Raw genomic sequence first — 23,673 nt, forward strand, 5'->3', positions numbered from 1 at the left:
GGTGGTCGCCCCCGCCTGAGTGCCCGTTCGTGGTGCTGGTGGGGTGAGCTCATGGGTGGAATATCAACGAACGAGTGGCCGCACACCACGGCCGCCGTCTCCTGCTGTCCCCGTTGCGGGGTGGTCGGTGCTGGTGGTGGTGGGGTGCTGGTGGTGCGGGTCTGTTCAGTACCTGCTCCTGGGGGTTCCTTGACGGGGGCCTGTGGGGGTGGTGGAACGCGGGCCCGGTGCTGCTGGTGCTGGTGTGGTCCTTGGCGCACTGTTGGGTCCTGAGACAACAGGCCCTTCTGTTGTCGCTGTCCTGCTGTGGGTCGGTCGCGGGTTCGTCCTGTGGTCGGCGTGGTGGGTGGTGGTGCGGGGGGTGTGGTGTTTCGGTTGTTCCCGGCGCCCTGCGCCGGATGCTTGCCCCGGGTCTGGTCCCGTTCTCCGTGGTGGAGGGCGGGGGTGGGTTCCTGGGGGTGGCGTCCGGGTGGTGTGGGGTGTGTGGGTTGTTGTTTGAGAACTGTATAGTGGACGCGAGCATCTTGAAGACGCCGCACCGTGCTCGCCCCGTTCGCGGGGTGGGTTCCTGCCTGTCGGGTGGGGTGGTGCGGGACGTTTTCGTGATTTGTGATCGCCGCCGGCTGCCGGCCGTGGTGCCCTCGTGCTGTCCTTCCCGTTGTGTCGGGGTGGGTGGTGTGGTGGTGCCCGGTGTGTGGCCGGTCGGTGTGTTCTGTGATCATGTGGCAAGTTTTCAAGGGCGTACGGTGGATGCCTTGGCATCAGGAGCCGATGAAGGACGCGGTAATCTGCGATATGCCTCGGGGAGCTGATAAACGAGCTGTGATCCGAGGGTCTCCGAATGGGGAAACCCCGCCGCGTGTTATGCGTGGTGACCCGTACCTGAATTCATAGGGTGCGTGGAGGGAACGTGGGGAAGTGAAACATCTCAGTACCCACAGGAAGAGAAAACAACAGTGATTCCGTCAGTAGTGGCGAGCGAACGCGGAAGAGGCTAAACCGGTGGTGTGTGATACCCGGCAGGGGTTGCATCATCGGGGTTGTGGGGCGTGTTTGTCCTGGGTCTGCCGGCCCGGGCGTGTGAGTGCAGGGCGATAGTCGAACCGGTGTGAGTGCCGGGCCGTAGAGGGTGGAAGTCCCGTAGACGAAATCGTTGCTGCCGCATGGAGCGCGTGCCCAAGTAGCACGGGGCCCGAGAAATCCCGTGTGAATCTGCCAGGACCACCTGGTAAGCCTAAATACTCCCTGATGACCGATAGCGGACCAGTACCGTGAGGGAAAGGTGAAAAGTACCCCGGGAGGGGAGTGAAATAGTACCTGAAACCGTGCGCCTACAATCCGTCGGAGCCTTACGGGGTGACGGCGTGCCTTTTGAAGAATGAGCCTGCGAGTTAGTGTTACGTCGCGAGGTTAACCCGTGAGGGGTATCCGTAGCGAAAGCGAGTCCGAACAGGGCGTGTGAGTGGCGTGATCTAGACCCGAAGCGAAGTGATCTACCCATGGCCAGGTTGAAGCGCGTGTAAGAGCGCGTGGAGGACCGAACCCACTTCAGTTGAAAATGGAGGGGATGAGCTGTGGGTAGGGGTGAAAGGCCAATCAAACTTCGTGATAGCTGGTTCTCCCCGAAATGCATTTAGGTGCAGCGTTGCGTGTTTCTTGCCGGAGGTAGAGCTACTGGATGGCCGATGGGCCCTACAAGGTTACTGACGTCAGCCAAACTCCGAATGCCGGTAAGTGAGAGCGCAGCAGTGAGACTGTGGGGGATAAGCTTCATAGTCGAGAGGGAAACAGCCCAGACCACCAACTAAGGCCCCTAAGCGTGTGCTAAGTGGGAAAGGATGTGGAGTTGCTCAGACAACCAGGAGGTTGGCTTAGAAGCAGCCACCCTTGAAAGAGTGCGTAATAGCTCACTGGTCAAGTGATTCCGCGCCGACAATGTAGCGGGGCTCAAGTACACCGCCGAAGTTGTGGCATTGCACCAATGATACCCAACCGGTCCTCTTCGGGGGTCCGGTTCAGGTGGTGCGATGGGTAGGGGAGCGTCGTGTGGGCAGTGAAGCTGCGGGGTGACCCAGTGGTGGAGCCCACACGAGTGAGAATGCAGGCATGAGTAGCGAAAGACGGGTGAGAAACCCGTCCGCCGAATGATCAAGGGTTCCAGGGTCAAGCTAATCTGCCCTGGGTCAGTCGGGACCTAAGGCGAGGCCGACAGGCGTAGTCGATGGACAACGGGTTGATATTCCCGTACCGGCGAAGAACCGCCCCTATCGAACCGGGGACACTAACCACCCGAACCGGGCCACGCGGTGACCATTGGTCATCGCCGGCGCCGGGGAGCGTGGGACCTGAACCGGGGAGGTAAGCGTATTAACAGGTGTGACGCAGGAAGGCAGCCGAGCCGGGCGATGGTAGACCCGGTCCAAGCGTGTAGGGCGATCCGTTGGCAAATCCGCGGATCACGGGCCTGAGACGTGACGGGACCCCCATTCGTGGGGGGATTCGGTGATCCTATGCTGCCGAGAAAAGCATCGACGCGAGGTTCCAGCCGCCCGTACCCCAAACCGACACAGGTGATCAGGTAGAGAATACCAAGGCGATCGAGAGAATCATGGTTAAGGAACTCGGCAAAATGCCCCCGTAACTTCGGGAGAAGGGGGGCCCGGACCGTGAACGGAACATGCTTCCGGGAGCGGGTAAGGGCCGCAGAGACCAGGGGGAAGCGACTGTTTATCAAAAACACAGGTCCGTGCGAAGTCGCAAGACGATGTATACGGACTGACTCCTGCCCGGTGCTGGAAGGTTAAGAGGACCCGTTAGCCTCACGGCGAAGCGGAGAATTTAAGCCCCAGTAAACGGCGGTGGTAACTATAACCATCCTAAGGTAGCGAAATTCCTTGTCGGGTAAGTTCCGACCTGCACGAATGGAGTAACGACTTCCCCGCTGTCTCAACCATGAACTCGGCGAAATTGCAGTACGAGTAAAGATGCTCGTTACGCGCAGCAGGACGGAAAGACCCCGAGACCTTTACTATAGTTTGGTATTGGTGTTCGGTGTGGCTTGTGTAGGATAGGTGGGAGACTGTGAAGCGGGCACGCCAGTGCTCGTGGAGTCATCGTTGAAATACCACTCTGGTCACTCTGGACATCTAACTTCGGCCCGTGATCCGGGTCAGGGACAGTGCCTGATGGGTAGTTTAACTGGGGCGGTTGCCTCCTAAAGAGTAACGGAGGCGCCCAAAGGTTCCCTCAGCCTGGTTGGCAATCAGGTGTCGAGTGTAAGTGCACAAGGGAGCTTGACTGTGAGAGCGACAGCTCGAGCAGGGACGAAAGTCGGGACTAGTGATCCGGCGGTACATTGTGGAATGGCCGTCGCTCAACGGATAAAAGGTACCTCGGGGATAACAGGCTGATCTTGCCCAAGAGTCCATATCGACGGCATGGTTTGGCACCTCGATGTCGGCTCGTCGCATCCTGGGGCTGGAGTTGGTCCCAAGGGTTGGGCTGTTCGCCCATTAAAGCGGTACGCGAGCTGGGTTCAGAACGTCGTGAGACAGTTCGGTCCCTATCCGCTGCGCGCGCAGGAAATTTGAGAAGACCTGTCCTTAGTACGAGAGGACCGGGACGGACGAACCTCTGGTATGGCAGTTGTACCGCCAGGTGCACCGCTGCTTCGCTACGTTCGGAAGAGATAACCGCTGAAAGCATCTAAGCGGGAAGCTCGCTTCGAGATGAGATTTCCACGCACCCTCGTGGTGCGAGAGGCCCCCAGCGAGACCACTGGGTTGATAGGCCGGAGGTGGAAGCACGAACCAACGACGTGCGCAGCCGACCGGTACTAATAGGCCGACAACTTACCCACAACCCCCACCCCTGGTGGGGCACAGAACACCGCGTCCACTATACGGCTCCCAACCAACAACCCCCGTCCCCGACCCCGTGGTCGGGCAACGGTACGGGAACCACAACTGAATACTCACGAGCAGTCGTGACACGACTTCCCACCCACCCCGGGCACCCCCCGCGGGCCGGGCCGCGGAGAACGAGTTACGGCGGTCATAGCGTGGGGGAAACGCCCGGTCCCATCCCGAACCCGGAAGCTAAGACCCACAGCGCCGATGGTACTGCACCCGGAAGGGTGTGGGAGAGTAGGACACCGCCGGACCACACCAGAAGGGTCGAGCCCCCGCACCACACGGTGCGGGGGCTCCCCGCATTCAACCACCCGGCACCCCGGTTGCCGGACGCCACCTCGGCCGTCCCCCCTCCCCGGGGCGCCGTCTCAGTCGTCCCCCGGCGGATCCTGCGGGGCGTCGCCCTCCGCCTGCGAGGGCTTGTTCCCGGCCGGGTCCACGGCCGTCTCGACCTGCTGGTCCTCCGGCGCGTCTCCTTCCGCCTGCGAGGGCTTGTTCTGCGCGGGGTCGGGCACGTTCTGGCTCATCGCCTCTCCTCTCCGCCGTCGGGCGACGGCTGCGGGCCACGCTACGCGCCGTGCGGGCGTCGCGACAGGGGTGCCACCGCCACGGCGGCCGGTGCGGACCGGCCGCCGCCGAGCCGGCGGCGCGCTGCCGTGCCCGGCCGAGGGCTCCCGCCGCCGCGCGGAGCCGTGCACGGCTTCGCTACCCTGGAGGCCGACCGTTCCCCCGTCGTCCCGCAGAGAGGCCCCAGCATGTCCGCTACCCCCACCGCCCACGCCCGCACCGGCGAGATCACCACGGCCTACACCGATCGGGGGGAGGGGCCTGCGCTGCTCCTCGTCCACGGGCACGCCTACGACCGGAGCATGTGGGAGCGTCAGGTGGAGGTCTTCTCGTCCCGCGGCTGGCGGGTTCTCGCCCCCGACCTGCGGGGTTTCGGCGGGTCGGAGGGCACTGCGGGCATCGTCTACACCGAGGAGTTCGCGGACGACCTCGCTGCCCTGCTCGACCACGCCGGCGTCGTCCGGGCCGTGGTCGTCGGTTTCTCGATGGGCGGGCAGGTCGCCATGGAGCTGCTGCACCGGCACCCGCAGCGGGTGCGCGCCCTGGTCGTCAACGACACCGTTCCCCAGGCCGAGGACACGGCGGGCCGCCGCCGCCGCCACGTCACGGCGGACACGATCCTGCGCACGGGCATGGAGGAGTACGGGCGGGCCGTGCTGGGGAAGATGATCGCCGAGGCCAACGTCGAGGCCATGCCGGAGACGGCAGCCCGGGTCCTCGCGATGCTGCAGTCCGCCCCGGCCGAGGGGGCGGCCGCCGCGATGCGGGGGCGCGCCGAGCGCCGGGACTACACCGACCTCCTCTCCGGTGCGGAGCTGCCCGTGCTCGTCGTGGTGGGTGCCGACGACCCCTTCGACGGCGGCGCCGGGCGGCGCACGGCGGAGCTCGTGGCGGGGGCCGAGCTCGTCGTCGTCGACGGTGCGGGGCACACGCCCAGCATGGAGCAGCCCGAGGCCTTCGACGCCGCCGTGGACGCGTTCCTGCGGCGGCTGCCCGCCTGAGCCGCGCCGCCGCTGTTCTCCCGCAGTGAACTTCCGGCTCCCGCGGGGGTCATCAGTAGGCTTTCGTCCTGTTCGTCAGTATGCTTCCATGAACGACGTACGACGAGAGGAGCGGACATGAGCGACACCAGCGGCACCCGCCCGGACGACGCCCACCGGGAGCGCACCGACCAGCTCACCTTCCAGAACCCGGTCGACCGGTACCCGGTGGTCGAGCCCCCCGAGCAGGACCAGCCCGAGCCGGGTCTCGACGCCGAGCTCGAGCCGAAGACCGACCGTGGCGAGTTCTCCTACCGGGGGACCGGGCGTCTCGAGGGGCGCAAGGCGCTGATCACGGGTGCCGACTCCGGGATCGGCGCCGCGGTCGCGATCGCCTTCGCCAAGGAGGGGGCCGACGTCGCCCTCAACTACCTCCCGGACGAGGAGCCCGACGCGCAGGCGGTCAAGGGCATCATCGAGCGGGCGGGGCGCCGGGCCGTGCTGCTGCCCGGAGACCTCACCGACAAGGACTTCTGCTCCTCGCTCGTGGAGCAGGCGGTCGAGGGCCTCGGCGGACTGGACGTCCTCGTCAACAACGCGGGCAAGCAGATCGCCGTGGAGAGCCTCGAGGAGCTGAGCGACGAGCAGCTCACGGACACGTTCACGGTCAACATCATCGCGATGTTCCGGATCACCAAGGCCGCCCTGAAGCACCTCCCGGCCGGGTCCTCGATCATCAACACGACCTCGATCCAGGCCTACGAGCCCTCCCCGCACCTGCTCGACTACGCCTCGACCAAGGCCGCGATCAACAACTTCACCAAGGGTCTGGGCCAGCAGCTCGCACCCCGGGGCATCCGGGTCAACGCGGTGGCCCCCGGCCCGTTCTGGACCCCGCTGCAGGTCAGCGACGGCCAGCCCAAGGAGGCGCTGCCCGAGTTCGGCACGTCGACGCCCCTGGGCCGTGCCGGCCAGCCGACCGAGCTCGCCCCGGCCTACGTCTTCCTGGCCTCGCCGGAGTCCAGCTACGTCATCGGCGAGACCCTCAACGTCAACGGGGGATCCCCCTCGCCGTGACCCGACGGCCGCTTCGCCCGGGAGCCGCGGGACGCACCCGCGCCGCGGACCCTTGGCGGACGGCGGACATCGGCCTAGGCTGGACCCAGTCCGCGCACTAAGTGACCTTATGATCTGCTGACGAAAGGCGGAACCATGACCACGAACCCGTACGACCCCACCCGGCACGACGCCGCGCCGAGCCACGCGGCCGCGACCGGCACCCCCTCCAAGAAGGACGTCGCGGCCGAGCAGGGCAAGGCCGAGGCCGCCCAGCTCAAGCACGAGGCCGCCGGCTCCGGCGAGCGCGTCAAGGAGACGGCCAAGGAGCAGGCCGTGGCCGTCAAGGAGGAGGCCGCCCACCAGGTCCAGGGCCTGCTGGACCAGCTCACCAGCGGCCTGCGCGAGCAGGCCCGGCCCCAGCAGGAGCGGATGGCCGGGACGGTCCGCTCCCTGAGCGACGAGATCAACGCCCTCTCCCGGGGCGAGAAGCCCGAGACCGACTACGTCGCCGGCCTGCTCGGCAACGTCTCCGGGCGCGTGGAGAGCCTCGCCTCCTCGCTGGAGAACAAGGACGGCCAGGAGCTGCTCCAGGACGTGCGCCGCTTCGCGGCCCGCCGCCCTGGCACCTTCCTCGCCGTGGCCGCCGGCATCGGCCTCCTCGCCGGCCGGGCGACCCGCGGTGCGAAGGACAGCGACCGCATCGCCACCGACAAGGAGGGCGCCAAGGAGTACTTCGGCGTCTCCGGCGACCGCACCGGGGACCGGTCCGGCCCCGGGACCCAGTCCGGGCAGGGTCGCCACCTCGAGGGCGGGCAGGCCGGCGGCTACACCCCGGGCGACCCCTACGCCTACCGGTCCGCGGAGCAGGGCGAGGCCGCCCGCACCTACACCGACCGCGTGCCGGGCACCGTCTACCCCGACCAGGAGGGCGACCGTCGATGAGCCACCCCATTCCTCCCTCCGACGCCGAGGCGCGGGCGGAGCGGGAGTCGCTCGGCGAGATGTTCAAGTCGCTGAGCACGAACCTCTCCACCCTCATCCAGCAGGAGATGGCCCTGGCCAAGGCCGAGCTGCGGCAGTCCGCGCGCGAGGCCTCGCAGTCCGCCAAGGACGCGGGCAAGGGGGCCGGCATGCTCGCCGGCGCCGGTGTGGCCGGGCACTTCGTCCTGCTCTTCCTCTCCCTGGCCCTGATGTGGGCCCTGGGCAACCTCGTGGGCCTGGGCTGGTCCGCCGTCATCGTGGCGGTCGTCTGGGCGATCATCGCGGCGATCCTTGCCGCCGTCGGCAAGAAGAACCTCAAGAAGGGCCAGCGCGAGCTGACCGAGGCCACCCACGACCCGGTGCACCACACCCGTGAGACCCTCTCCGAGATCCCGGACACCGTGAAACCCTCCAAGGAGACCCCATGAGCCAGCAGAACCCCGAGCAGATCCGCGCCGACATCGAGGCCACCCGTGCCCGTCTCGGGTCCGACGTCGACGCCGTGGCCGAGAAGGTGACCCCGGAGCGGGTCGTCGACCGGCAGAAGAGCAAGGTCCGCAACAAGGTCCAGGGGGTGCGCGAGCGGGTCATGGGCGCCTCCGACGACGAGTTCGCCCTGGGCGACCGCACGGGCGAGCTCCGGGACGAGGCGTCCCACCGGGCCGAGCAGGCCCGCGACGCCGTCCAGCACGCGCCGCAGGCCGCCCGGGCGAGGACCCGCGGCAACCCGCTCGCGGCCGGGCTGATCGCCCTGGGCGCCGGCTGGCTCGTCGGCTCCCTGCTGCCCTCCTCGCAGAAGGAGCAGGAGCTCGTCGAGACCGCTGCCGACCGCGTGCAGCCGCACGCCCAGCACGCGGTGTCCTCGGCCAAGGACTCCGCCCGGCACGTGGCGGAGGATCTCAAGGAGCCCGCCCAGGAGGCCGCGCAGTCCGTGAAGGAGACCGCGACCTCGGGCGCCCAGGAGGTCAAGGAACAGGGCCGGTCCGAGGCGCAGGACCTGAAGTCCTCGGCCCAGGGCTCCGCGCAGCACGTCAAGGACGAGACCCGCAACGCCTGACGGGCACCGAGCAGCAGGGAGGAAGGCCCCGGACCGCGACGGTCCGGGGCCTTCCTCGTGCCCGCCCCTGCAGGTCGGAGCCCGGCCGGGCGCGGGCGAGCCGGCCCGGGCTCCGGCGGGCCCCAGCGGGACGGGGCCCGCCCGGGCCCGGACCTCAGCGGGTCCGGGCGAGCTCACCCCGCAGTGCGGGGAGGTACCCGGAGAGATAGCCCCGCTCCGTGGGGTGCAGGTTCTCCTGCCCTCCGGGCTCGAAGAGGATCCACGGGTCCCGGGCCCCGACCCCGTGGCCGCGGAACCGGTCCGTGACGTCCGCGAACACCGCGCCCTCGGCCGTCACCGCTTCCTCCAGGGCCGCGTTGAGCTCGTCGGTCCACGCATTGAGCTCGGCGGCGCGCTCGGCGGTGATCAGGGCCGAGTCGCGCCGGGCGTCGAAGAGGCGGGGATAGCCGAGCACCACGACCTGCCCGCACGTGGCGTCGTCGACGGCGGCGACCGTCCGCCCGGCGGCCTCCGCGGCCGCCGCGATCCGCGCCGGCGCCCCGTCCTGCAGCTCCTCGCACGCCTCCGGGTCGCCCCGGGTGCCGCACCGGGTCACGAACTCGCCCCACCCCACGTCGTTGCCGCCGAGGGTCAGGGTCACCGCGTCGGCCCCGGCCAGCGCCGCCGCGACCGCCGGCGTCCCGGCGAGGACGGCCACGTCCGCGCTGCGGAAGCCCGCGCACGCGGCGTCGAGCACCACGTCCACGCGCGGGTGGTCGTCGAGGGCGGCGACGTGGTCCCGCCCCGAGCCCTGCAGGCACCGCTCGTCCCAGGGCTGGGCCCGCACCCCGCCGGTGCCGATCCCCGCCGAGTAGGAGTCGCCGAGGTTGACGACGTCGAGGGTGGGCGGCGCGGCCGCAGCGGACGGGACACCGAGCCCGGTGAGGGCGAGGGCGGCGCCGAGGACCGCCGCGGCGCGGCGGGAGGGGGTCGAGGGCATGGCGGGCCTTTCCGGACGGGGCGGGGCCGGGAGGCGCCCGCGCTGAGCCCGAACCTATCCCCGGCCGGCCGCCTGCGGAAGGGCCGGGTCCGTCAGGCCCCAGGCCCCGGAGAGGATCTCCAGGGAGCGCAGCATCTCCTCGCGGCCGGGGGAGGCCGGGGCGATCATCAGCTCGTCGGCATCGGCCGTGCGCGCGAAGCGCTCGAGGTACTCGCGCACCTGCGGGCCCGTGCCCGCGGTGGACCAGTGCAGCATGTGCAGCACCTGGTCCGCGGCCGGGCTGTCCATCACCATGTCCAGCTCGGCCTCGCTCAGCTCCCGCCCGCGCCCGACCATGGCACGCACGCGCTCGCGGCGCGCCGTCTCCTGCTGGGCGGCGGCCTCCTCGGCGGTGTCGGCGGCGATGACGTTGACCGCGGCGATCACCCGGGGCTCCGCGAGCTGCTCGGAGGGGCGGAAGGACGTGCGGTAGGCGGCCACGGCCTCCACGAGGGCATCCGGGGCGAAGTGGGAGGCGAAGGCGTAGGGCAGGCCGTAGGCCGCCGCCAGCTGGGCGCCGAACAGGGAGGAGCCCAGGATCGTCAGGGGCACGTGCGTGCCCGCGCCGGGCACCGCCGCGACGCCGGGGACGACCGAGCGTCCGCTCAGGTAGCCCTGGAGCTCCCGCACGTCCTGCGGGAACGCCTCGGCCGAGGAGGGGTCGCGGCGCAGCGCCCGCAGCGTGCGCTGGTCGGTGCCGGGGGCCCGGCCCAGGCCCAGGTCGATCCGGCCGGGGTGCAGCTCGGCGAGCGTGCCGAACTGCTCGGCCACCACGAGCGGCGCGTGGTTGGGCAGCATCACCCCGCCGGCGCCGAGCCGGATCGAGGACGTGTGCGCCGCGACGTGGGCGATGAGCACGGCCGGCGCCGACGAGGCGATCGTGGGCATGTTGTGGTGCTCGGAGTACCACACCCGTGCGTAGCCGAGGCGCTCGGCGTGCTGGGCCAGGCGCACCGAGTCGGCGAAGGCCTCGCCCACGGAGGCTCCGCGGCGGACCGTGGCGAAGTCGATGACGGACAGGGGCAGGGGCATGCGGAGCACCTCTCGGGGTCGGGGAGGGCCTCCACGCTACTCCCGGGGGCGCCGCGGCGCAGTGGTCCCGGGCACAGCCCCCGTGTCGGCCCCCGACGCTACGCTCGGGTGCCATGGACGAGCCGACGCACCCCGCCGAGGGGCCCCCGCTGCCCGCCGGGGTGCCCGAGCTCTTCGAGCTGCCCCGCGAGCGCGAGGAGGTCGCCCCCGGCGCCGTCCACGTGCCCGGATGGCTCGATCCCGAGCAGCAGCGGGAGCTCGTGGTGCGCTGCCGCGCGTGGGCGAGCGGCCCCGCGCCGCTGCGGCACGCGGTCCTGCCCGGCGGCGGGCGCATGTCCGTGCGCTCGGCCACGCTGGGCCGGGACCGGGAGCCCTACCGGTACCGGCGCACGGGGCCGGGCACCCGGGCGCCGGCGGTGCCGCAGGACCTGCGCGAGCTGGGCCGCCGTGCCGTGGCCGAGGCCTACGGGCCCGGTGCGCCCGCAGCGCAGGGCTACCACCCCGACACCGTGCTCGTGAACTTCTACGACGCCGCCGCCCGCATGGGCATGCACCAGGACCGTGACGAGGCCTCCGCGGCGCCGATCGTCTCGCTGTCCCTCGGGGACGCGTGCGTCTTCCGCTTCGGCAACACGCTCACGCGCTCGGCCCCCTACCGCGATCTCGAGCTGCGCAGCGGCGACCTGTTCGTCTTCGGCGGCCCGTCCCGCTACGCCTTCCACGGGGTGCCGCGGATCCGTCCCGGCACGGCCCCGGCCGGGCTCGGCATGCGCGGCGGCCGGCTCAACCTCACGCTGCGGATGACCGGGCGGGCCCCGGCGCACGGGGACCGAGCGCCCCGGGACCGAGCGCCCCGGGACCGAGCCCCCCGGGACCGAGCGCCCCGGGACTGAGGGCCCCCGGGCCGAGCGCCCTCGGGACCGAAGGCCCCGGGACGGACGCGGCGGCCGGCGGCGTGCCAGACTGGCCGCATGGAGCTGCCCGATCCCGTCCCGGCCCGCCTCGTGGACCCGTCCTCGGTCTCGGCCGAGGACGCCGGCGCCTACCGCCTGCTCGCGGCGGACATCGCCTCCGGCGTGGGCGTGGTGGCTGCCCGGCACCGCCGGCGCGACCACGCCGCGACCGTCACCGGCTTCCTCGACGTCTCCTGGGACCCGCCGACCGTGCTCGTGAGCCTGTTCGAGGAGGGGCGGATCTGCGAGGCCGTGGAGGAGTCCGGGGCGTGGGCCCTCTCGCTGCTGCGGCGCGAGCACGAGGGCACGGCCAACTGGCTGGCCAGCCCCGGCAACCCCGTCGAGGGGCTCCTGGACCGGGTGCCGTTCCGGCGGGCGCCGCACTCCGGGGCGCCCGTGCTGGCGGGCTCCCTCGCGTGGTTCGAGCTCCGGACGACGGCCGTGCACACGGCCGCCACGCACCGGCTCGTCGTGGGCGAGGTCGTCGCCCTGGGACGGGGTGTGCCGGAAGGGGACGCCGCGGACCCGCTCGTGCACTTCGGCCGCGGCTACCACGGCCTCCGCCCCTGACCGGGCGACCCATAGCAGGTTCGCACTGCAGTGTCGAGCGGATGACGCCACGTGACCCGAATGACGTCATCCGGGGAATGCGGTCCCGGGGGGCCGGGTTCTGGTCGTAGCGTGGTCGCAGCGGGCGGGCCCGGCGGCACGGGCCCGGACCCGGCCCCACCCACCGAGCACGATCCCCACGGAAGGACCCCCATGGCGGCCCAGCACCACGAACCCGGACCCGGCCGCGCGTCCGAGGACGCGCGCCTGAGCGTGGTCCCGGACGGCGGCGTCCCCGCCGAGCGCTTCGCCGCCGACGTCAGGGACCTCGAGGTGCCCGCCGACCACCTCGCCGGGCTGGGGCCCGTGGGGGAGCTGTTCAAGGCGGCCTTCGCCCACCACCCGGCCGGCGTCGCCGTCATCACCGCGCGCGGGCCGGAGGGCCCGGTGGGACTCACCGCCTCCTCGGTCTCCTCCGTCTCGGTCGACCCGCCCATCCTGGGCTTCTCCCTGCAGGCCCGCCGCGGTTCCGCGGCCGTCGTCGCCGAGGCGCCCTCGTTCCTGGTGCACCTGCTCGACGCCGAGGACCTCGCCCTGGCGCAGTCCTTCGCGGTCTCCGGCGCGCCCCGCTTCGGGGCGGAGATGCCCTGGGAGGAGCTGCCCACCGGCGAGCCCCGCCTGCTGGGCGTGGGCCGGGTGCTGCGGGCCGTTCCGCTGGCCCGGATCAAGGCCGGTCCCGCCCTGGTCTTCAACGCCGCCGTGGTGGACGTGCTGGGTGCGGAGAGCTCCGGCTCGCCGCTGGTCTACCACCGCCGCCGCTTCCACGGCCTCAGCGAGGACTCCGCCCTTCCGGGCTCGCCCTGACGCGGCCGGCCGTGCCGCTGCCACGCCGACGGGGCGCCTCCCACCACCGGGGGGCGCCCCGTCGGCGTGGCAGCGGAAAAAGTTCACCCCCAGTTCGTTGACACATCACCAAAGGCGTCCTAGAGTATTTGACACAGCAACAAACCCCCACCACCCGAGGAGAACACCATGTCGCAGCTCACCGATCTCGTCCCCGGCTCCTGGACCTTCGACCCCGCCCACTCGGAGGTCGGCTTCACCGTCCGCCACGCCGGGATCTCCAAGGTCCGCGGCGTCTTCCGCGAGGTCGACGCCCAGCTCCTGGTCGCCGAGCCCCTCGAGGACTCCCGCCTGAGCGCCACCGTGCAGATGGCCTCCATCGACACCAAGAACGCCGACCGGGACGCCCACGTGCGCAGCGCCGACTTCTTCGCCGTCGAGCAGTACCCCACCATGACCTTCACCTCCACCGCGGTCGCCTTCGACGGCGAGGAGGGGACGATCACCGGTGAGCTGACGATCAAGGACGTCACCCGCACCGTCGAGCTGAGCGCGGAGTTCAACGGCGTCGTCGTGGACGCCTTCGGCGTGACCCGCGCCGGCTTCGGCGCGAAGACCACGATCTCGCGCAAGGACTTCGGGATCACCTGGAACGCCGCCATGGAGGCCGGCGGGGTGCTCGTCTCGGACAAGGTCACCATCGAGCTCGACGTGGCCTTCACCGCGCCGCAGGACGACCCCGAGGAGACCGTCGAGGGCCAGGAGTCCGTCTCCGCCGAGGCCTGAGCCCCGGAGCCCGCACGCGCAGCGGCCCGCACCCCGTGGAGGGGTGCGGGCCGCTGCGCGTGCGGGGATCAGCCGAGGCGCTCGACGACGAACCACACCGCCGGCACCGCGATCAGCAGCAGCAGCGCCCACCGGCGCAGCCGCACCTCCAGGCGGGCCGGGTCCACCCGCCGCCCCCGGGCGGGGCGGGAGGCGGCGATCTCGTCCTTCAGCGGGCGGGGCGCACCGTCGTCGTCGCCGGCCGTGCTGCCGGTCCGGTCCGGATCGCGGGGCTCGGGCACGGCGGTCACCGCCAGCGCGTGGTCATGACGAGGCCGACCATCATCAGCCCCAGCCCCACGCCGATGTTCCAGGTCCCGAGCCCGGGCACCGGGTAGAGGCCCTGGAAGAGGTAGTAGACGATCAGCCACAGCAGGCCGAGGACCATCAGGCCCAGCATGAGGACCTTGTACCAGGTCGGGGTGGGGGAGGGCGGCACGGGGCCGCCGTGCCGGGAGCGCTCCGTGAGCTCCGCCGCCACGGCCGTCGCCGCGGCGTCCGGGTCGAAGGCGGCCGTCGAGCCGCCGGGCAGGCCCTCCGCCGCCAGCCGCGCCAGCTCCTCGTCGACGCGCGTCGAGGCCGCGCCCCGGTCCTCGGCGGGGGTGCGGCGGCCGGCCTTCCGGCGGCGGTTCTTGGACTCGGGCACTGTTCCTCCTGGTGGCCGGGCGGGCCGTGGTCACGGCGGGGGGTCCGGTGGACCAGTCTAGCCGTCCCCGTCCTGCGGCGGCCGTCCTCCCGCGGACGGCGGACCGGCTCCCCGGACCCGGCGCGTAAGCTGGGATGGCCCGTTCCGCACCGCACCCCAGGAGTCCCCGTGACCGTCAGGATCCTCGTCGTGGACAACTACGACAGCTTCGTCTACACCCTCGTCGGCTATCTCCAGCAGCTCGGCGCGCAGACCACGGTGATCCGCAACGACGACCTCGGCGAGGACGCCGCCCGCGAGCTGGCCGGCGAGCACGACGGCGTGCTGCTCTCGCCCGGGCCCGGCGCCCCGGCCGACGCGGGCGTGTGCACGGCGCTGATCCGGCACGCCGAGGCCACGGGGACCCCGCTGCTCGGGGTGTGCCTGGGCCACCAGGCGCTCGCGGAGGCCTACGGGGGCACCGTCACCCACGCGGAGGAGCTCATGCACGGGAAGACCTCCCGCGTGGAGCACGACGGCACGAGCGTGTTCGGCGGCGTGCCCAGCCCCTTCACGGCGACCCGCTACCACTCGCTCGCGGTGGTCGCCCAGTCCGTCCCGGACGTCCTGCGGGTCACGGCCCGCACGCCCAACGGGGTGATCATGGGCCTGCAGCACCGCAGCGCCCCGCTGCACGGCGTGCAGTTCCACCCGGAGTCGGTGCTCACCGAGGGCGGCTACCGCATGCTCGGCAACTGGCTGGAGCTCGCGGGGCTCAAGGGCGCGGCGCGCGCGGCGTCCTCGCTCTCCCCGCTGATGACCGCCTGAGGGCCGGCTCAGCGCTCCCGCCCGCGGGCCTCCTCGTCCCGCTCGCGGGCTGCCTCGGCGCGCTCCGCGGCCCGCTCCTGCGCCCGCTCGGCGGCCGCGGCGCGGTCGCCCCCGTCCTCCCCGCCCTCCTCGGGGGCGCCGGTGCGCTCCTCCGAGGGCTCCGCGGTGGGCTCCTCCCCGTCCTCCTCCGCGGTGGGGCTCGGCTCCGGGGTCTCCTCCTCGGTGGGCTCGGGCGTGGGCTCGGGGCTGGGCTCCGGCGGCGGGGCGACCGCCACGGTCAGGGTGATCGTGGCGCCCTGGGGGGCGGAGCCGCCGCCGGCCACGCTCTGCTCGACCACCTGCCCGGCCGGCACGTCCGAACGCTCGGCGACGACGACCTCCGCGCCCAGGCCCACCCCGTCCGCGGACAGCGCCGCGACGGCCTCGTCCCGGGGCATCCCCACGACGTCGGGCACGGTGACGCGGCCGGTGGAGAGCACGAGCTCCACCTCGGAGCCCGACGGGACCCTCGTCCCGCCGGCCGGGTCCGTGGTGACGACCGCGCCCCGCGGGACCCAGGCGCTGTTGACGGTGCGGGTCGGGCCCGGGTCGAGGCCGGCGGCCTCGAGGGCCTCCCGCACCTCCTCCTCGGAGCGGCCGGCGAGGTCGCCGGGCACCTCCACCTCGGCGGGCCCGAGGGAGACCTCCAGGACCACGGTGCTGCCCTGCTCGACCTGGGTGTCGGCGGCGGGGTCCGTGGCCACGACGTCTCCCTCGGAGACGGCGTCGCTGTGGACCTCGTCCCGCTCGGGCACGAGCCCGGCGTCGCGCACCGCGGTCTCGGCCACCGCCGCGTCCATGCCCGCCACCTGGGGGACCACCGCGAGGGCGGGGCCCTCGCGCCCGGCCTGGACCCACTGCAGGGCCAGGACACCGGCGACCGCCAGCACGGCGAGCACGAGCAGGGTGAACAGGGCGGCCCGCAGGCCGCCGCGGCGCCGACGCACCGCGCCGGAACCGGTGCCCGGCGGGCCGGGGGGAACGGGGCCGGGGCCGCCGGTCGCCGCGGTCCCGGCGGCGGTCGCGGCCGGGACCGGCACGGGGGGCAGGGTCTTCGTGTCCTCGTCGCGCACCGGCACGGCGGCGACGGGCTGGGTCTGCTCGAGGTCCGACGGCACGGCCGCGCGCAGCTCCCGCAGCGCCCGGCGCATCTGCCCGGCGTCCTGGAAGCGCTCGGCGGGGTCCTTGGCCAGCGCCCGCGCCATGAAGGCGTCCACCCGGGGGCCGAGCCGCGGGTCGACCTGCGAGGGGACGGGGGCGGTGTCGCGCACGTGCTGGGCGGCGACGTCCACGGAGGTCTCTCCCACGAACGGGGCCCGGCCGGTGAGCAGCTCGAAGAGCACGCACGCCGCGGAGTACAGGTCGGAACGGGCGTCGACCGACGCGCCGCGGGCCTGCTCGGGGGACAGGTACTGGGCCGTGCCCAGGACGGCCTGGGCCTGGGTGAGCGCCGGGGCCGTGTCCTCCACGGCCCGGGCGATCCCGAAGTCCATGACCTTCACCTGGCCCTCCGGGGTGACGATCACGTTGGCCGGCTTGATGTCCCGGTGCACGATCCCCGCGCGGTGGCTGTACTCGAGCGCGTCGAGGATCCCGAGCACGAGGTCCACGGCCTCGCGCGGGGAGACCGCGTCCTGGTGCACGAGCTCGCGCAGGGTGCGCCCCGGGACGTACTCCATGACGATGTAGGGCCGGTCCACCCCCTCCTCGGTGCTCGCGGCGATCTCCCCGGTGTCGTAGACGGAGACGATGGAGTGGTGGTTCAGGGCGGCGACCGACTGCGCCTCCCGCTTGAAGCGCTCGTGGAAGGAGTCGTCCTGCGCCAGCTCCGGGCGCAGCACCTTGATCGCCACGCGCCGGCCCAGCCGCAGGTCCCGCCCGACGTGGACGGTCGCCATGCCGCCCCGGCCGATGGCCTCCCCGACCTCGTAGCGGTCGTTGATCAGGCGGGGGACGGTGCTGCGGCCGGGCACGGCTCAGTTCCCCTCGGTGGGCGAGACCGTGGCGGGGGCGGAGGTCGCGCCCTGCGTGGGGGCGGGGCTCGCCGCCCGCTCGCGGGCCACCCACACCTGCACGGTGTCGCCCGGACGCACGGTGGAGCCGCCGATGGGCTGGGTGCGCAGCACGGTGCCGGGGGCCTCGTCGGAGGAGTAGTCCTCGTAGAGGGTCACGTTGACCCCGGCCTCGGTGATCTCCCGGATCACGTCGGCCTCCTGGCGTCCCACGAGCCCGGTGGGCAGCTCGACCGTGTCCGGGCCGGTGGAGTGGACGACCGTGATCGTGGTCCCGCGGGCGACCTGACCCACGGGGTCCAGGGACAGCACGGTGCCGACCGGCTCGCCGGAGGCCTGGCCCACGCGCTGGACGGCGAAGCCCAGGTCGGAGAGCTCCTGGACGACCTCGTCGACGGAGCGGCCCTCGTAGCGGGCGGCGAGCACCTCGACGGTCTCGCCGTCCGGGGCGCTGGTCTCGGGCACGGCCGTCGTGGAGACGGTGCCGGTCGGGGAGGGGTCCGGGTTTCCCGAGCCGGTGTCGCGCAGCACGAACAGCCACACCAGCCCTGCGGCCAGGGCGAGCGCGAGCAGCAGCGGCAGCAGCCACGGCCACACCCGGCGCCGGCGCGGCTGCTCGGCCGGGGGCCGGGGCGCGTCCCGCCCGGGGGCCCGTTCCGGCTGCACGACGCCGAGCTCGGCGGTGACCGGGTGCGCGGGGCCGGCGGCGGCGCCCGCGCCGGGGGCGGCCGCCGCGGGACGGCCGTCCTGGCGGGTCATCATCCGCGTCGGCTCGTCGTCCACCGGCGCGAAGGCCTGCGTGGGCTCGTCGTCGTCGAGGTCCTCGGGCAGGTCCAGGAAGGCCCGCATGCCGGGCACGGCCGCGGCGGCGGCCGCGACGTCGCCGCGGCGGATCGCGTCGACCGCCGTGGCCAGCGCGCCCGCGGTGGCGGGACGGTCCCGGGGCTCCTTCGCGAGCATCGACATGATCAGGGCCCGCACGGGCTCGGGGACGTCCTCGGCCAGGGGCGGGGGCGGGTCGTTGACCTGGGCCAGGGCGATCGCGATCTGCGACTCGCCCGTGAACGGCCGCCGCCCCGCCAGGCACTCGTAGCCGATGATCCCCAGGGAGTAGATGTCGGAGGAGCCCGTGGCCGTCTGCCCGGTGGCCTGCTCGGGTGCCAGGTACTGGGCCGTGCCCATGACCTGCCCGGTCGCCGTCAGCGGCACCTGGTCGGCGAGGCGGGCGATGCCGAAGTCGGTGACCTTCACCCGGTTGTCCGGGGTGATGATCAGGTTGCCCGGCTTCACGTCCCGGTGCACGAGCCCCTGGGCGTGGGCGGCCGCGAGCGCCCGGGCGGTCTGGCCGATGTAGTTCAGGACCGTGTCGGCCTCGAGCGTGCGGCGCCGCTCGATGATGTTGGACAGCGGCTCGCCCGGGACCAGCTCCATGACGAGGAAGGCGGAGCCCTCCTCCTCGCCGTAGTCGAAGACGTTGGCCACCCCGGGGTGGTTCAGCAGGGCCGTGTGGCGGGCCTCGGCGCGGAAGCGCTGCAGGAAGTTGGGGTCCCCGTTGTACTCCTCCTTGAGGATCTTCACGGCGACGACGCGGCCCAGGACCCGGTCCTTGGCCCTCCACACCTCGCCCATCCCGCCGATCGCGATCCGATCGGTCAGTGCGTAGCGCCCGCCCAGGACGGTGCTCGACGAAGGTCTCACTTGTTCAACACCGCCTCGAAGATCTGCTTGGCGCCCGTGGTGGTCAGGGAGGATCCGGTCGCGACGTCGACGTCCTCGACGACGATCGCGACGGCGACCTCCGGGTCGTCGGCCGGGGCGAAGCCGGTGAACCAGGAGTCGTTGAGTCCCTCCTCGGAGCCGATCTCGGCGGTGCCGGTCTTGCCGGCCACCTCGACCCCGGGCACGGCCGCGCCCCGGCCGATCCCGTCGTCGACGACCTCGACCATGAGGTCGGTGACGGTGCCGGCGACGTCGGCGCTGGTCGAGCGGCGCAGCTGCTCGGGGCTGAACTCGTCGAGCACGGACAGGTCGGAGGAGCGGACGGTGTCCACGAGCTGGGGCCGCATCATGACGCCGTCGTTGGCGATGGCGGCGCTCGTCATGGCGACCTGCAGCGGGGTGGCGCGCACGTCGTACTGGCCGATGGCGGACAGGGCCAGCTGCGAGGCGTTGAGCTCCTCCGGGAAGACGGAGGGCGTGACCTGCAGCGGCAGCGAGAGGGGTTCGCCGTAGCCGAAGTTCTGGGCGGTGCGCCGGATGGCGTCCTCGCCGAGATCGAGGGCGATCGAGGCGAACGGGGTGTTGCAGGACTGCTCGAGGGCGAACTCGAGGTCGGCCTGGGGGCGGGCGGCGCACCCGCCGCCCACGTAGTTGGGCAGGGTGACGTCCGTGCCGGGCAGCGGCAGCTCCGGCGGGTTCGGCAGCTGGGAGTCGGTGGTGTAGCGGCCGGACTCGAGGGCCGCCACCGTGTCGAGGATCTTGAAGGTCGAGGCCGGGGCGTAGAGGTCGCCGGCGATCGCCCGGTTGACCAGGGGCTGGTCGGGGTCGCCGTTGAGGCGCTCGGCGGCGGCGATCACGGAGGCGGCGTCGTGGGAGGCGAGCTCGTTGGGGTCGAAGCCGGGGGAGGAGACCATCGACAGGATCGCCCCGGTCTCGGGGTCGAGGGCGACGACGGCGCCGCGGCGGCCCTGCAGCACGTCCTGGGAGACGCGCTGGAGCTCCGGGTCGACGGTCAGCTCGACCGAGGCCCCGGTGGGCTGGTCGCCGGAGAACATCGCGAGCACCCGGTCGTAGAACTGGTCGGCGGAGGCCCCGGAGAGCTCCTCGCCGAGGGCGGCCTCGAGCCCGGTGGCCCCGTAGACGAGGGAGAAGTACCCGGTCAGGTGGCCGTAGAGGGGGCCGTCGGCGTAGACGCGCTGGTGCTCGAAGTCGTCGTCGGAGGGCACGGAGTAGGCCTTGGGGTCGCCGCCGACGACGATCGCGCCGCGGTCCGCCCCGAACTGCTCGTAGAGGCTGCGGTTGTTCCAGGGATGGGCCTCCAGGCTGCGCGCCGCGAAGAACTGCACGTAGGTCAGCGCCAGGAGCAGCACGGTGAAGATCGCCACCCCGGCGGTCCAGGTGTGTCGGATCGCCCGGTTCACGAGGTCCCTCCCTTCCCGGTCCCGCCGGCGCCGCCGTCCGTGCGCCGGGTGTCGTGCTCGGTCAGCCGGGACATCGCCTCGGTGGGGGTCCCGTCGTCGTCGTGGCCGTCGGGGGCCGCCCCGTGGTGGCCGGCCTCCCGGTGGGCGGACGCGCCGGCCGGGGCGATGGCCTCGGTCTCGGCCGTGCGGGGGCCGCCGCCCGCGGCGGCGGGGACCTCCGGCTGCGGGGCGGTGTCCGCCCGGCCGTGCCCGTCGTGGCGGCGCTCCCGCCGCTCGGCGCGCTCCTGCTCGTCGCGGCGGGCCGCCTCCCGCAGCGCGGCCTCGTGGGCGGCGATCTCGGCGAGGTCGGCGTCCGTGGCGGGGCCGGTGACCACGGGGCGGCGGGCGGTGTGCGAGATCGCGAGCACGATCGCCGCGATGATCCAGTTGGACAGCAGCGACGAGCCGCCCGCGGACATGAACGGGGTCGTGAGCCCGGTGAGGGGGATCAGGCGGGTGACGCCGCCGACGACCACGAACAGCTGCAGCACGATCACCGCGGACAGCCCGGCCGCGAGCAGCTTCCCGAAGGCGTCGCGGGTGCCCAGCGCGGCGCGGAAGCCGCGGGTGACGAAGAGGAAGAACAGCATCAGCACCGCGGTGACGCCGATCAGCCCGAGCTCCTCGCCGAAGGCCGTGATGATCATGTCCGAGTTGGCGTAGGAGACGAGGTCCGGGCGGCCCTGGCCGAGGCCCTGGCCGAAGAGCCCGCCGGAGGACAGGCCGAACAGGCCCTGGACGATCTGCTGGGAGCCGCCGGGGGCGCGGTTGTAGACGTCGGGGTCGAAGGCGTTGAGCCACGAGTCGAGGCGGGCGGCCACGTGGCCGAAGACCTGCGAGGCGAGCACCCCGGCGACCGCGACGAGCAGCAGCCCGATGACGATCCAGCTCAGCCGGGCGGTGGCGAGGTAGAGCATGGCCAGGAACAGCCCGAAGTACAGGATCGCCGAGCCGAGGTCGCGCTGGAGCACGAGCACGCCCACGGCGATGGCCCACACGGCGAACATCGGGGCCATGTCCCGGAAGCGGGGCAGCCGCAGGGGCCCGATCTTCTTGCCGGCCAGCAGGATGAGGTCGCGGTTGGTGGAGAGGTACCCGGCGAAGAACACGGCCAGGGTGATCTTGGCGACCTCGCCGGGCTGGAAGGTGCGCCCGCCCACGGAGATCCAGATGCGGGCGCCGTTGAGCTCCACGCCCAGCCCGGGCACGAGCGGCAGCAGCAGCAGCAGGCCGCTGAGCAGCAGCGACACGTAGGTGACCCGCCGCAGCACCCGGTGGTCCTTGAGGAACCACAGCACGAGCCCGGCGGCCGCCATGGCCACCGCCGTCCACAGCACCTGGGACCCGGCGGCGGACTGGTCGGTGCTGAGGTCGATCCGGTGGATCATCGCGATCCCCAGGCCGTTGAGGGCCACCACCACGGGCAGCACGTAGGGGTCGGCGTGGCGGGCGCGCACCCACAGCACGACGTGCAGCAGCAGGGCGCCCAGGCCCAGCACCAGCCCGGAGACCAGGATGTGCGGGTCCCCGGAGCCGAGCAGGTCCGGGTCGACCAGGATGTTGGCGGCCACGCCGATGCCCACGGCGACGACGAGCAGCACCAGCTCGGTCAGCCGGCGGGGCCTGGCGGCGGGGGCGGCGCGGTCCTCGGCCGCGACGGCGGTGGTGCTCATCGTTCACCTCCGGGGCTCTCGGTCGGGGTGCCGGGCGCGGTCGTGCCGGGCGAGGCGGTGGCGCGGCGGACGGTGCCCGTGGGCCGGGGCGTGGGACCGGGGGACTCGGCCTCCTCGCGGGCGGAGGTGCGCAGCTCGCCCACGATGCGCTCGGCCTCCTCGAGGCTGTCCGCGGGGATGGCGTTGCGCACCCGGGCCTGGGCGAACGCGGGCAGGTCCTCCATCCGCAGGTCCGTGCTGCGCTCGAGCTCGCTCAGCGCCACCGGGCCCAGGGTCTGGGAGACGCCGTTGTAGATCGCGACCGTCCCGCTGTCCTCGCCCACGTAGTACTGGGAGCTGATCCAGCTCTTGGCCAGCCAGCCGCCGGCCACGAGCAGCAGCCCCACGGTGGCCAGGGCCAGCACGGCGAGGGCCCGCCGGGACCGGCGCCGGCGCGGGGAGCGGACGGCGGCGTCGGCCCGGTCCAGGGCCGAGGCCACCTCCCGGGGGTCGGCCAGGGTGTCCGGGGAGGAGGTGCGCACGAGCGTGGCCCGGCGCTCCCGCACGCTGTCGCTGACGGTGGGGATGCGCCCGGTCTGGGTGGCGTTGGCGGCCGCGCCCACCAGCAGGTGGGGGCGGGCGGAGAGGTCGCGGCGCAGCGCGGCGGCCGAGGACTCCGCGGCCGCCGGGTCGCGCACCCCGTCCGGTGCGCCGTCGGGGGCGCCGGGCACCGGGGCGGTCCGCGCGGTCAGCTCGTCCGAGGTCCGCGCCGAGGCCGGGTCGGGCACGGCGCCGTGGGCCTCCCCGGCCTGGGGAGCCGCCGGGTCCCCCTCGTCGGGCTCGAAGACCTGGACGACGACGACGGTGACGTTGTCCGGCGCCCCGCGGTCGAGGGTCAGCTCCACCAGCGTGTCCACGATCTGGTTGAGGTCGCCGGTGGAGCGCAGCACGGCCTCGATGGTCTCCGGGCGGACCACGGCGTTGAGCCCGTCGGAGCACAGCAACCAGCGCTCCCCGGGGCGGGGGCGCACGACGTCGACCTCGATCTCCGGGGACGCGTCGACGTCCCCGAGCACGCGCATCAGCACGTTCTTGTGCGGGTGGGACTCGGCCTCCTCGGGCCGCAGCCGGCCCTCGTCGATGAGCCGCTGGACGAAGGTGTGGTCGCGGGTCACCTGCCGGAAGCCGTCCTCGGAGAGGCGGTAGGCGCGGGAGTCGCCGATGTGGGCGAGCACGATCTCGTCGCCGTCGGCCAGCAGCGCGGTGACGGTGGTGCCCATCCCGCCCAGCCGCGGGTCGGCGACGACGAGGCGCACCAGGTTCTGGTTGGCGTTCTGGATCTCGTCGGCGAGCACGGTCGCCCCCTGGCCCCCGTGGTCCGGGCGGTCGAGCGCGGTCAGGTCGATCACCGCGGAGGCCGAGGCGACGTCGCCCCCGACGTGCCCGCCCATGCCGTCGGCGACGACGGCGAGGTAGCGGCCCGCGTAGGCCGAGTCGTCGTTCTTGGAACGGACCCGGCCCACGTCGGAGCGCGCGGCGTAGCGGAAGGCGATGCCCATGCGG

General features: G+C 72.6%; 20 protein-coding genes and 2 rRNA genes. 12 read left to right on the top strand and 10 right to left on the bottom strand.

Annotation, left to right across the window (positions count from 1 at the left end; translation table 11 throughout):
* Nucleotides 1–723: 723 nt before the first annotated feature.
* Nucleotides 724–3,859, top strand: a 23S ribosomal RNA gene (locus AS188_RS05265).
* A 186-nt stretch (nt 3,860–4,045) separates the two neighbouring features.
* Nucleotides 4,046–4,162: ribosomal RNA gene (rrf, locus tag AS188_RS05270) — 5S ribosomal RNA — on the top strand.
* Nucleotides 4,163–4,279: 117 nt separating this feature from the next.
* Here the strand turns inward: rrf and AS188_RS16840 are convergent.
* Complete coding sequence (locus AS188_RS16840; RefSeq protein WP_157570912.1) at nt 4,280–4,438, bottom strand: hypothetical protein; 159 nt, start codon at nt 4,436–4,438, stop codon at nt 4,280–4,282.
* Between the two features lie 228 nt (nt 4,439–4,666).
* Between AS188_RS16840 and AS188_RS05275 the strand changes: the two genes are divergently transcribed.
* From AS188_RS05275 to AS188_RS05295, 5 genes are all read left to right on the top strand, one after another.
* The gene (locus tag AS188_RS05275) at nt 4,667–5,479 is read left to right on the top strand and encodes an alpha/beta fold hydrolase (protein ID WP_058859747.1); all 813 of its coding nucleotides are present in this window, start codon (nt 4,667–4,669) and stop codon (nt 5,477–5,479) included.
* 117 nt (nt 5,480–5,596) lie between these two features.
* Nucleotides 5,597–6,535 (top strand): SDR family oxidoreductase, encoded by a 939-nt coding sequence (locus AS188_RS05280; RefSeq protein WP_058857971.1) that lies wholly within the window; start codon nt 5,597–5,599, stop codon nt 6,533–6,535.
* A gap of 135 nt (nt 6,536–6,670) precedes the next feature.
* Nucleotides 6,671–7,459, top strand: coding sequence for a hypothetical protein (locus AS188_RS05285; protein WP_058857972.1), 789 nt, complete (start codon nt 6,671–6,673; stop codon nt 7,457–7,459).
* The gene (locus AS188_RS05290; protein ID WP_058857973.1) at nt 7,456–7,926 is read left to right on the top strand and encodes a phage holin family protein; all 471 of its coding nucleotides are present in this window, start codon (nt 7,456–7,458) and stop codon (nt 7,924–7,926) included. Before AS188_RS05285 ends, AS188_RS05290 begins: the two co-directional genes overlap by 4 nt.
* Nucleotides 7,923–8,555: a DUF3618 domain-containing protein gene (locus tag AS188_RS05295; RefSeq protein ID WP_058857974.1), complete on the top strand. Its 633-nt coding sequence runs from the start codon at nt 7,923–7,925 to the stop codon at nt 8,553–8,555. Before AS188_RS05290 ends, AS188_RS05295 begins: the two co-directional genes overlap by 4 nt.
* A 154-nt stretch (nt 8,556–8,709) precedes the next feature.
* Here AS188_RS05295 and AS188_RS05300 read toward each other — a convergent pair whose 3' ends face one another.
* On the bottom strand, nt 8,710–9,534 hold the full coding sequence (locus AS188_RS05300; protein ID WP_058857975.1) for a GDSL-type esterase/lipase family protein: 825 nt from the start codon (nt 9,532–9,534) through the stop codon (nt 8,710–8,712).
* A 54-nt stretch (nt 9,535–9,588) separates the two neighbouring features.
* Nucleotides 9,589–10,605: an LLM class flavin-dependent oxidoreductase gene (locus AS188_RS05305; RefSeq protein WP_058857976.1), complete on the bottom strand. Its 1,017-nt coding sequence runs from the start codon at nt 10,603–10,605 to the stop codon at nt 9,589–9,591.
* Between the two features lie 113 nt (nt 10,606–10,718).
* Here AS188_RS05305 and AS188_RS05310 point away from each other — a divergent pair, with 113 nt between their 5' ends.
* From AS188_RS05310 to AS188_RS05325, 4 genes are all read left to right on the top strand, one after another.
* Nucleotides 10,719–11,498 carry an alpha-ketoglutarate-dependent dioxygenase AlkB family protein gene (locus AS188_RS05310; protein ID WP_083529268.1) on the top strand — a complete coding sequence of 260 codons (780 nt, stop codon included), beginning with the start codon at nt 10,719–10,721 and terminating at the stop codon, nt 11,496–11,498.
* A 78-nt stretch (nt 11,499–11,576) separates the two neighbouring features.
* Complete coding sequence (locus AS188_RS05315) at nt 11,577–12,128, top strand: flavin reductase family protein (protein WP_058857977.1); 552 nt, start codon at nt 11,577–11,579, stop codon at nt 12,126–12,128.
* A gap of 192 nt (nt 12,129–12,320) precedes the next feature.
* Nucleotides 12,321–12,971: a flavin reductase family protein gene (locus AS188_RS05320; protein WP_083529269.1), complete on the top strand. Its 651-nt coding sequence runs from the start codon at nt 12,321–12,323 to the stop codon at nt 12,969–12,971.
* A gap of 168 nt (nt 12,972–13,139) precedes the next feature.
* Entirely contained in the window at nt 13,140–13,736 is a 597-nt protein-coding gene (locus AS188_RS05325; RefSeq protein ID WP_058857978.1) for a YceI family protein, read from the top strand.
* Between the two features lie 68 nt (nt 13,737–13,804).
* On the opposite strand, the gene AS188_RS05330 is transcribed toward AS188_RS05325, so the two are convergent.
* A complete protein-coding gene (locus tag AS188_RS05330; RefSeq protein ID WP_147050618.1) occupies nt 13,805–14,017 on the bottom strand; it encodes a hypothetical protein in 213 nt (70 codons plus the stop codon).
* Between the two features lie 5 nt (nt 14,018–14,022).
* Nucleotides 14,023–14,421: a cell division protein CrgA gene (locus AS188_RS17385; RefSeq protein WP_058857980.1), complete on the bottom strand. Its 399-nt coding sequence runs from the start codon at nt 14,419–14,421 to the stop codon at nt 14,023–14,025.
* 168 nt (nt 14,422–14,589) lie between these two features.
* Here AS188_RS17385 and AS188_RS05340 point away from each other — a divergent pair, with 168 nt between their 5' ends.
* Complete coding sequence (locus tag AS188_RS05340; protein ID WP_058857981.1) at nt 14,590–15,228, top strand: aminodeoxychorismate/anthranilate synthase component II; 639 nt, start codon at nt 14,590–14,592, stop codon at nt 15,226–15,228.
* A gap of 8 nt (nt 15,229–15,236) precedes the next feature.
* On the opposite strand, the gene pknB is transcribed toward AS188_RS05340, so the two are convergent.
* Genes pknB through AS188_RS05365 form a run of 5 tightly spaced genes read right to left on the bottom strand, consistent with a single transcriptional unit; the run spans nt 15,237 to nt 23,669 of the window.
* On the bottom strand, nt 15,237–17,240 hold the full coding sequence (gene pknB, locus AS188_RS05345; RefSeq protein ID WP_058857982.1) for a Stk1 family PASTA domain-containing Ser/Thr kinase: 2,004 nt from the start codon (nt 17,238–17,240) through the stop codon (nt 15,237–15,239).
* Nucleotides 17,241–17,243: 3 nt separating this feature from the next.
* Nucleotides 17,244–18,977: a protein kinase domain-containing protein gene (locus tag AS188_RS05350; protein WP_058857983.1), complete on the bottom strand. Its 1,734-nt coding sequence runs from the start codon at nt 18,975–18,977 to the stop codon at nt 17,244–17,246.
* Nucleotides 18,974–20,419: a peptidoglycan D,D-transpeptidase FtsI family protein gene (locus AS188_RS05355; protein ID WP_058857984.1), complete on the bottom strand. Its 1,446-nt coding sequence runs from the start codon at nt 20,417–20,419 to the stop codon at nt 18,974–18,976. The genes AS188_RS05350 and AS188_RS05355 overlap by 4 nt, the downstream gene beginning before the upstream one ends.
* Entirely contained in the window at nt 20,416–22,131 is a 1,716-nt protein-coding gene (locus AS188_RS05360) for an FtsW/RodA/SpoVE family cell cycle protein (protein ID WP_058857985.1), read from the bottom strand. The genes AS188_RS05355 and AS188_RS05360 overlap by 4 nt, the downstream gene beginning before the upstream one ends.
* Nucleotides 22,128–23,669 (bottom strand): PP2C family protein-serine/threonine phosphatase, encoded by a 1,542-nt coding sequence (locus AS188_RS05365; RefSeq protein ID WP_058857986.1) that lies wholly within the window; start codon nt 23,667–23,669, stop codon nt 22,128–22,130. The genes AS188_RS05360 and AS188_RS05365 overlap by 4 nt, the downstream gene beginning before the upstream one ends.
* Nucleotides 23,670–23,673: the final 4 nt, after the last annotated feature.

Source organism: Kocuria flava (genome assembly GCF_001482365.1).
Classification (GTDB): Bacteria; Actinomycetota; Actinomycetes; order Actinomycetales; family Micrococcaceae; genus Kocuria; species Kocuria flava.

Excerpts from the sequence above, each read along its gene's own strand:
- AS188_RS16840 (WP_157570912.1), bottom strand. The coding sequence starts at position 4,438 with ATGAGCCAGAACGTGCCCGACCCCGCGCAGAACAAGCCCTCGCAGGCG.
- AS188_RS05275 (WP_058859747.1), top strand. The coding sequence starts at position 4,667 with ATGTCCGCTACCCCCACCGCCCACGCCCGCACCGGCGAGATCACCACG.
- AS188_RS05280 (WP_058857971.1), top strand. The coding sequence starts at position 5,597 with ATGAGCGACACCAGCGGCACCCGCCCGGACGACGCCCACCGGGAGCGC.
- AS188_RS05285 (WP_058857972.1), top strand. The coding sequence starts at position 6,671 with ATGACCACGAACCCGTACGACCCCACCCGGCACGACGCCGCGCCGAGC.
- AS188_RS05290 (WP_058857973.1), top strand. The coding sequence starts at position 7,456 with ATGAGCCACCCCATTCCTCCCTCCGACGCCGAGGCGCGGGCGGAGCGG.
- AS188_RS05295 (WP_058857974.1), top strand. The coding sequence starts at position 7,923 with ATGAGCCAGCAGAACCCCGAGCAGATCCGCGCCGACATCGAGGCCACC.
- AS188_RS05300 (WP_058857975.1), bottom strand. The coding sequence starts at position 9,534 with ATGCCCTCGACCCCCTCCCGCCGCGCCGCGGCGGTCCTCGGCGCCGCC.
- AS188_RS05305 (WP_058857976.1), bottom strand. The coding sequence starts at position 10,605 with ATGCCCCTGCCCCTGTCCGTCATCGACTTCGCCACGGTCCGCCGCGGA.
- AS188_RS05310 (WP_083529268.1), top strand. The coding sequence starts at position 10,719 with ATGGACGAGCCGACGCACCCCGCCGAGGGGCCCCCGCTGCCCGCCGGG.
- AS188_RS05315 (WP_058857977.1), top strand. The coding sequence starts at position 11,577 with ATGGAGCTGCCCGATCCCGTCCCGGCCCGCCTCGTGGACCCGTCCTCG.
- AS188_RS05320 (WP_083529269.1), top strand. The coding sequence starts at position 12,321 with ATGGCGGCCCAGCACCACGAACCCGGACCCGGCCGCGCGTCCGAGGAC.
- AS188_RS05325 (WP_058857978.1), top strand. The coding sequence starts at position 13,140 with ATGTCGCAGCTCACCGATCTCGTCCCCGGCTCCTGGACCTTCGACCCC.
- AS188_RS05360 (WP_058857985.1), bottom strand. The coding sequence starts at position 22,131 with ATGAGCACCACCGCCGTCGCGGCCGAGGACCGCGCCGCCCCCGCCGCC.
- AS188_RS05365 (WP_058857986.1), bottom strand. The coding sequence starts at position 23,669 with ATGGGCATCGCCTTCCGCTACGCCGCGCGCTCCGACGTGGGCCGGGTC.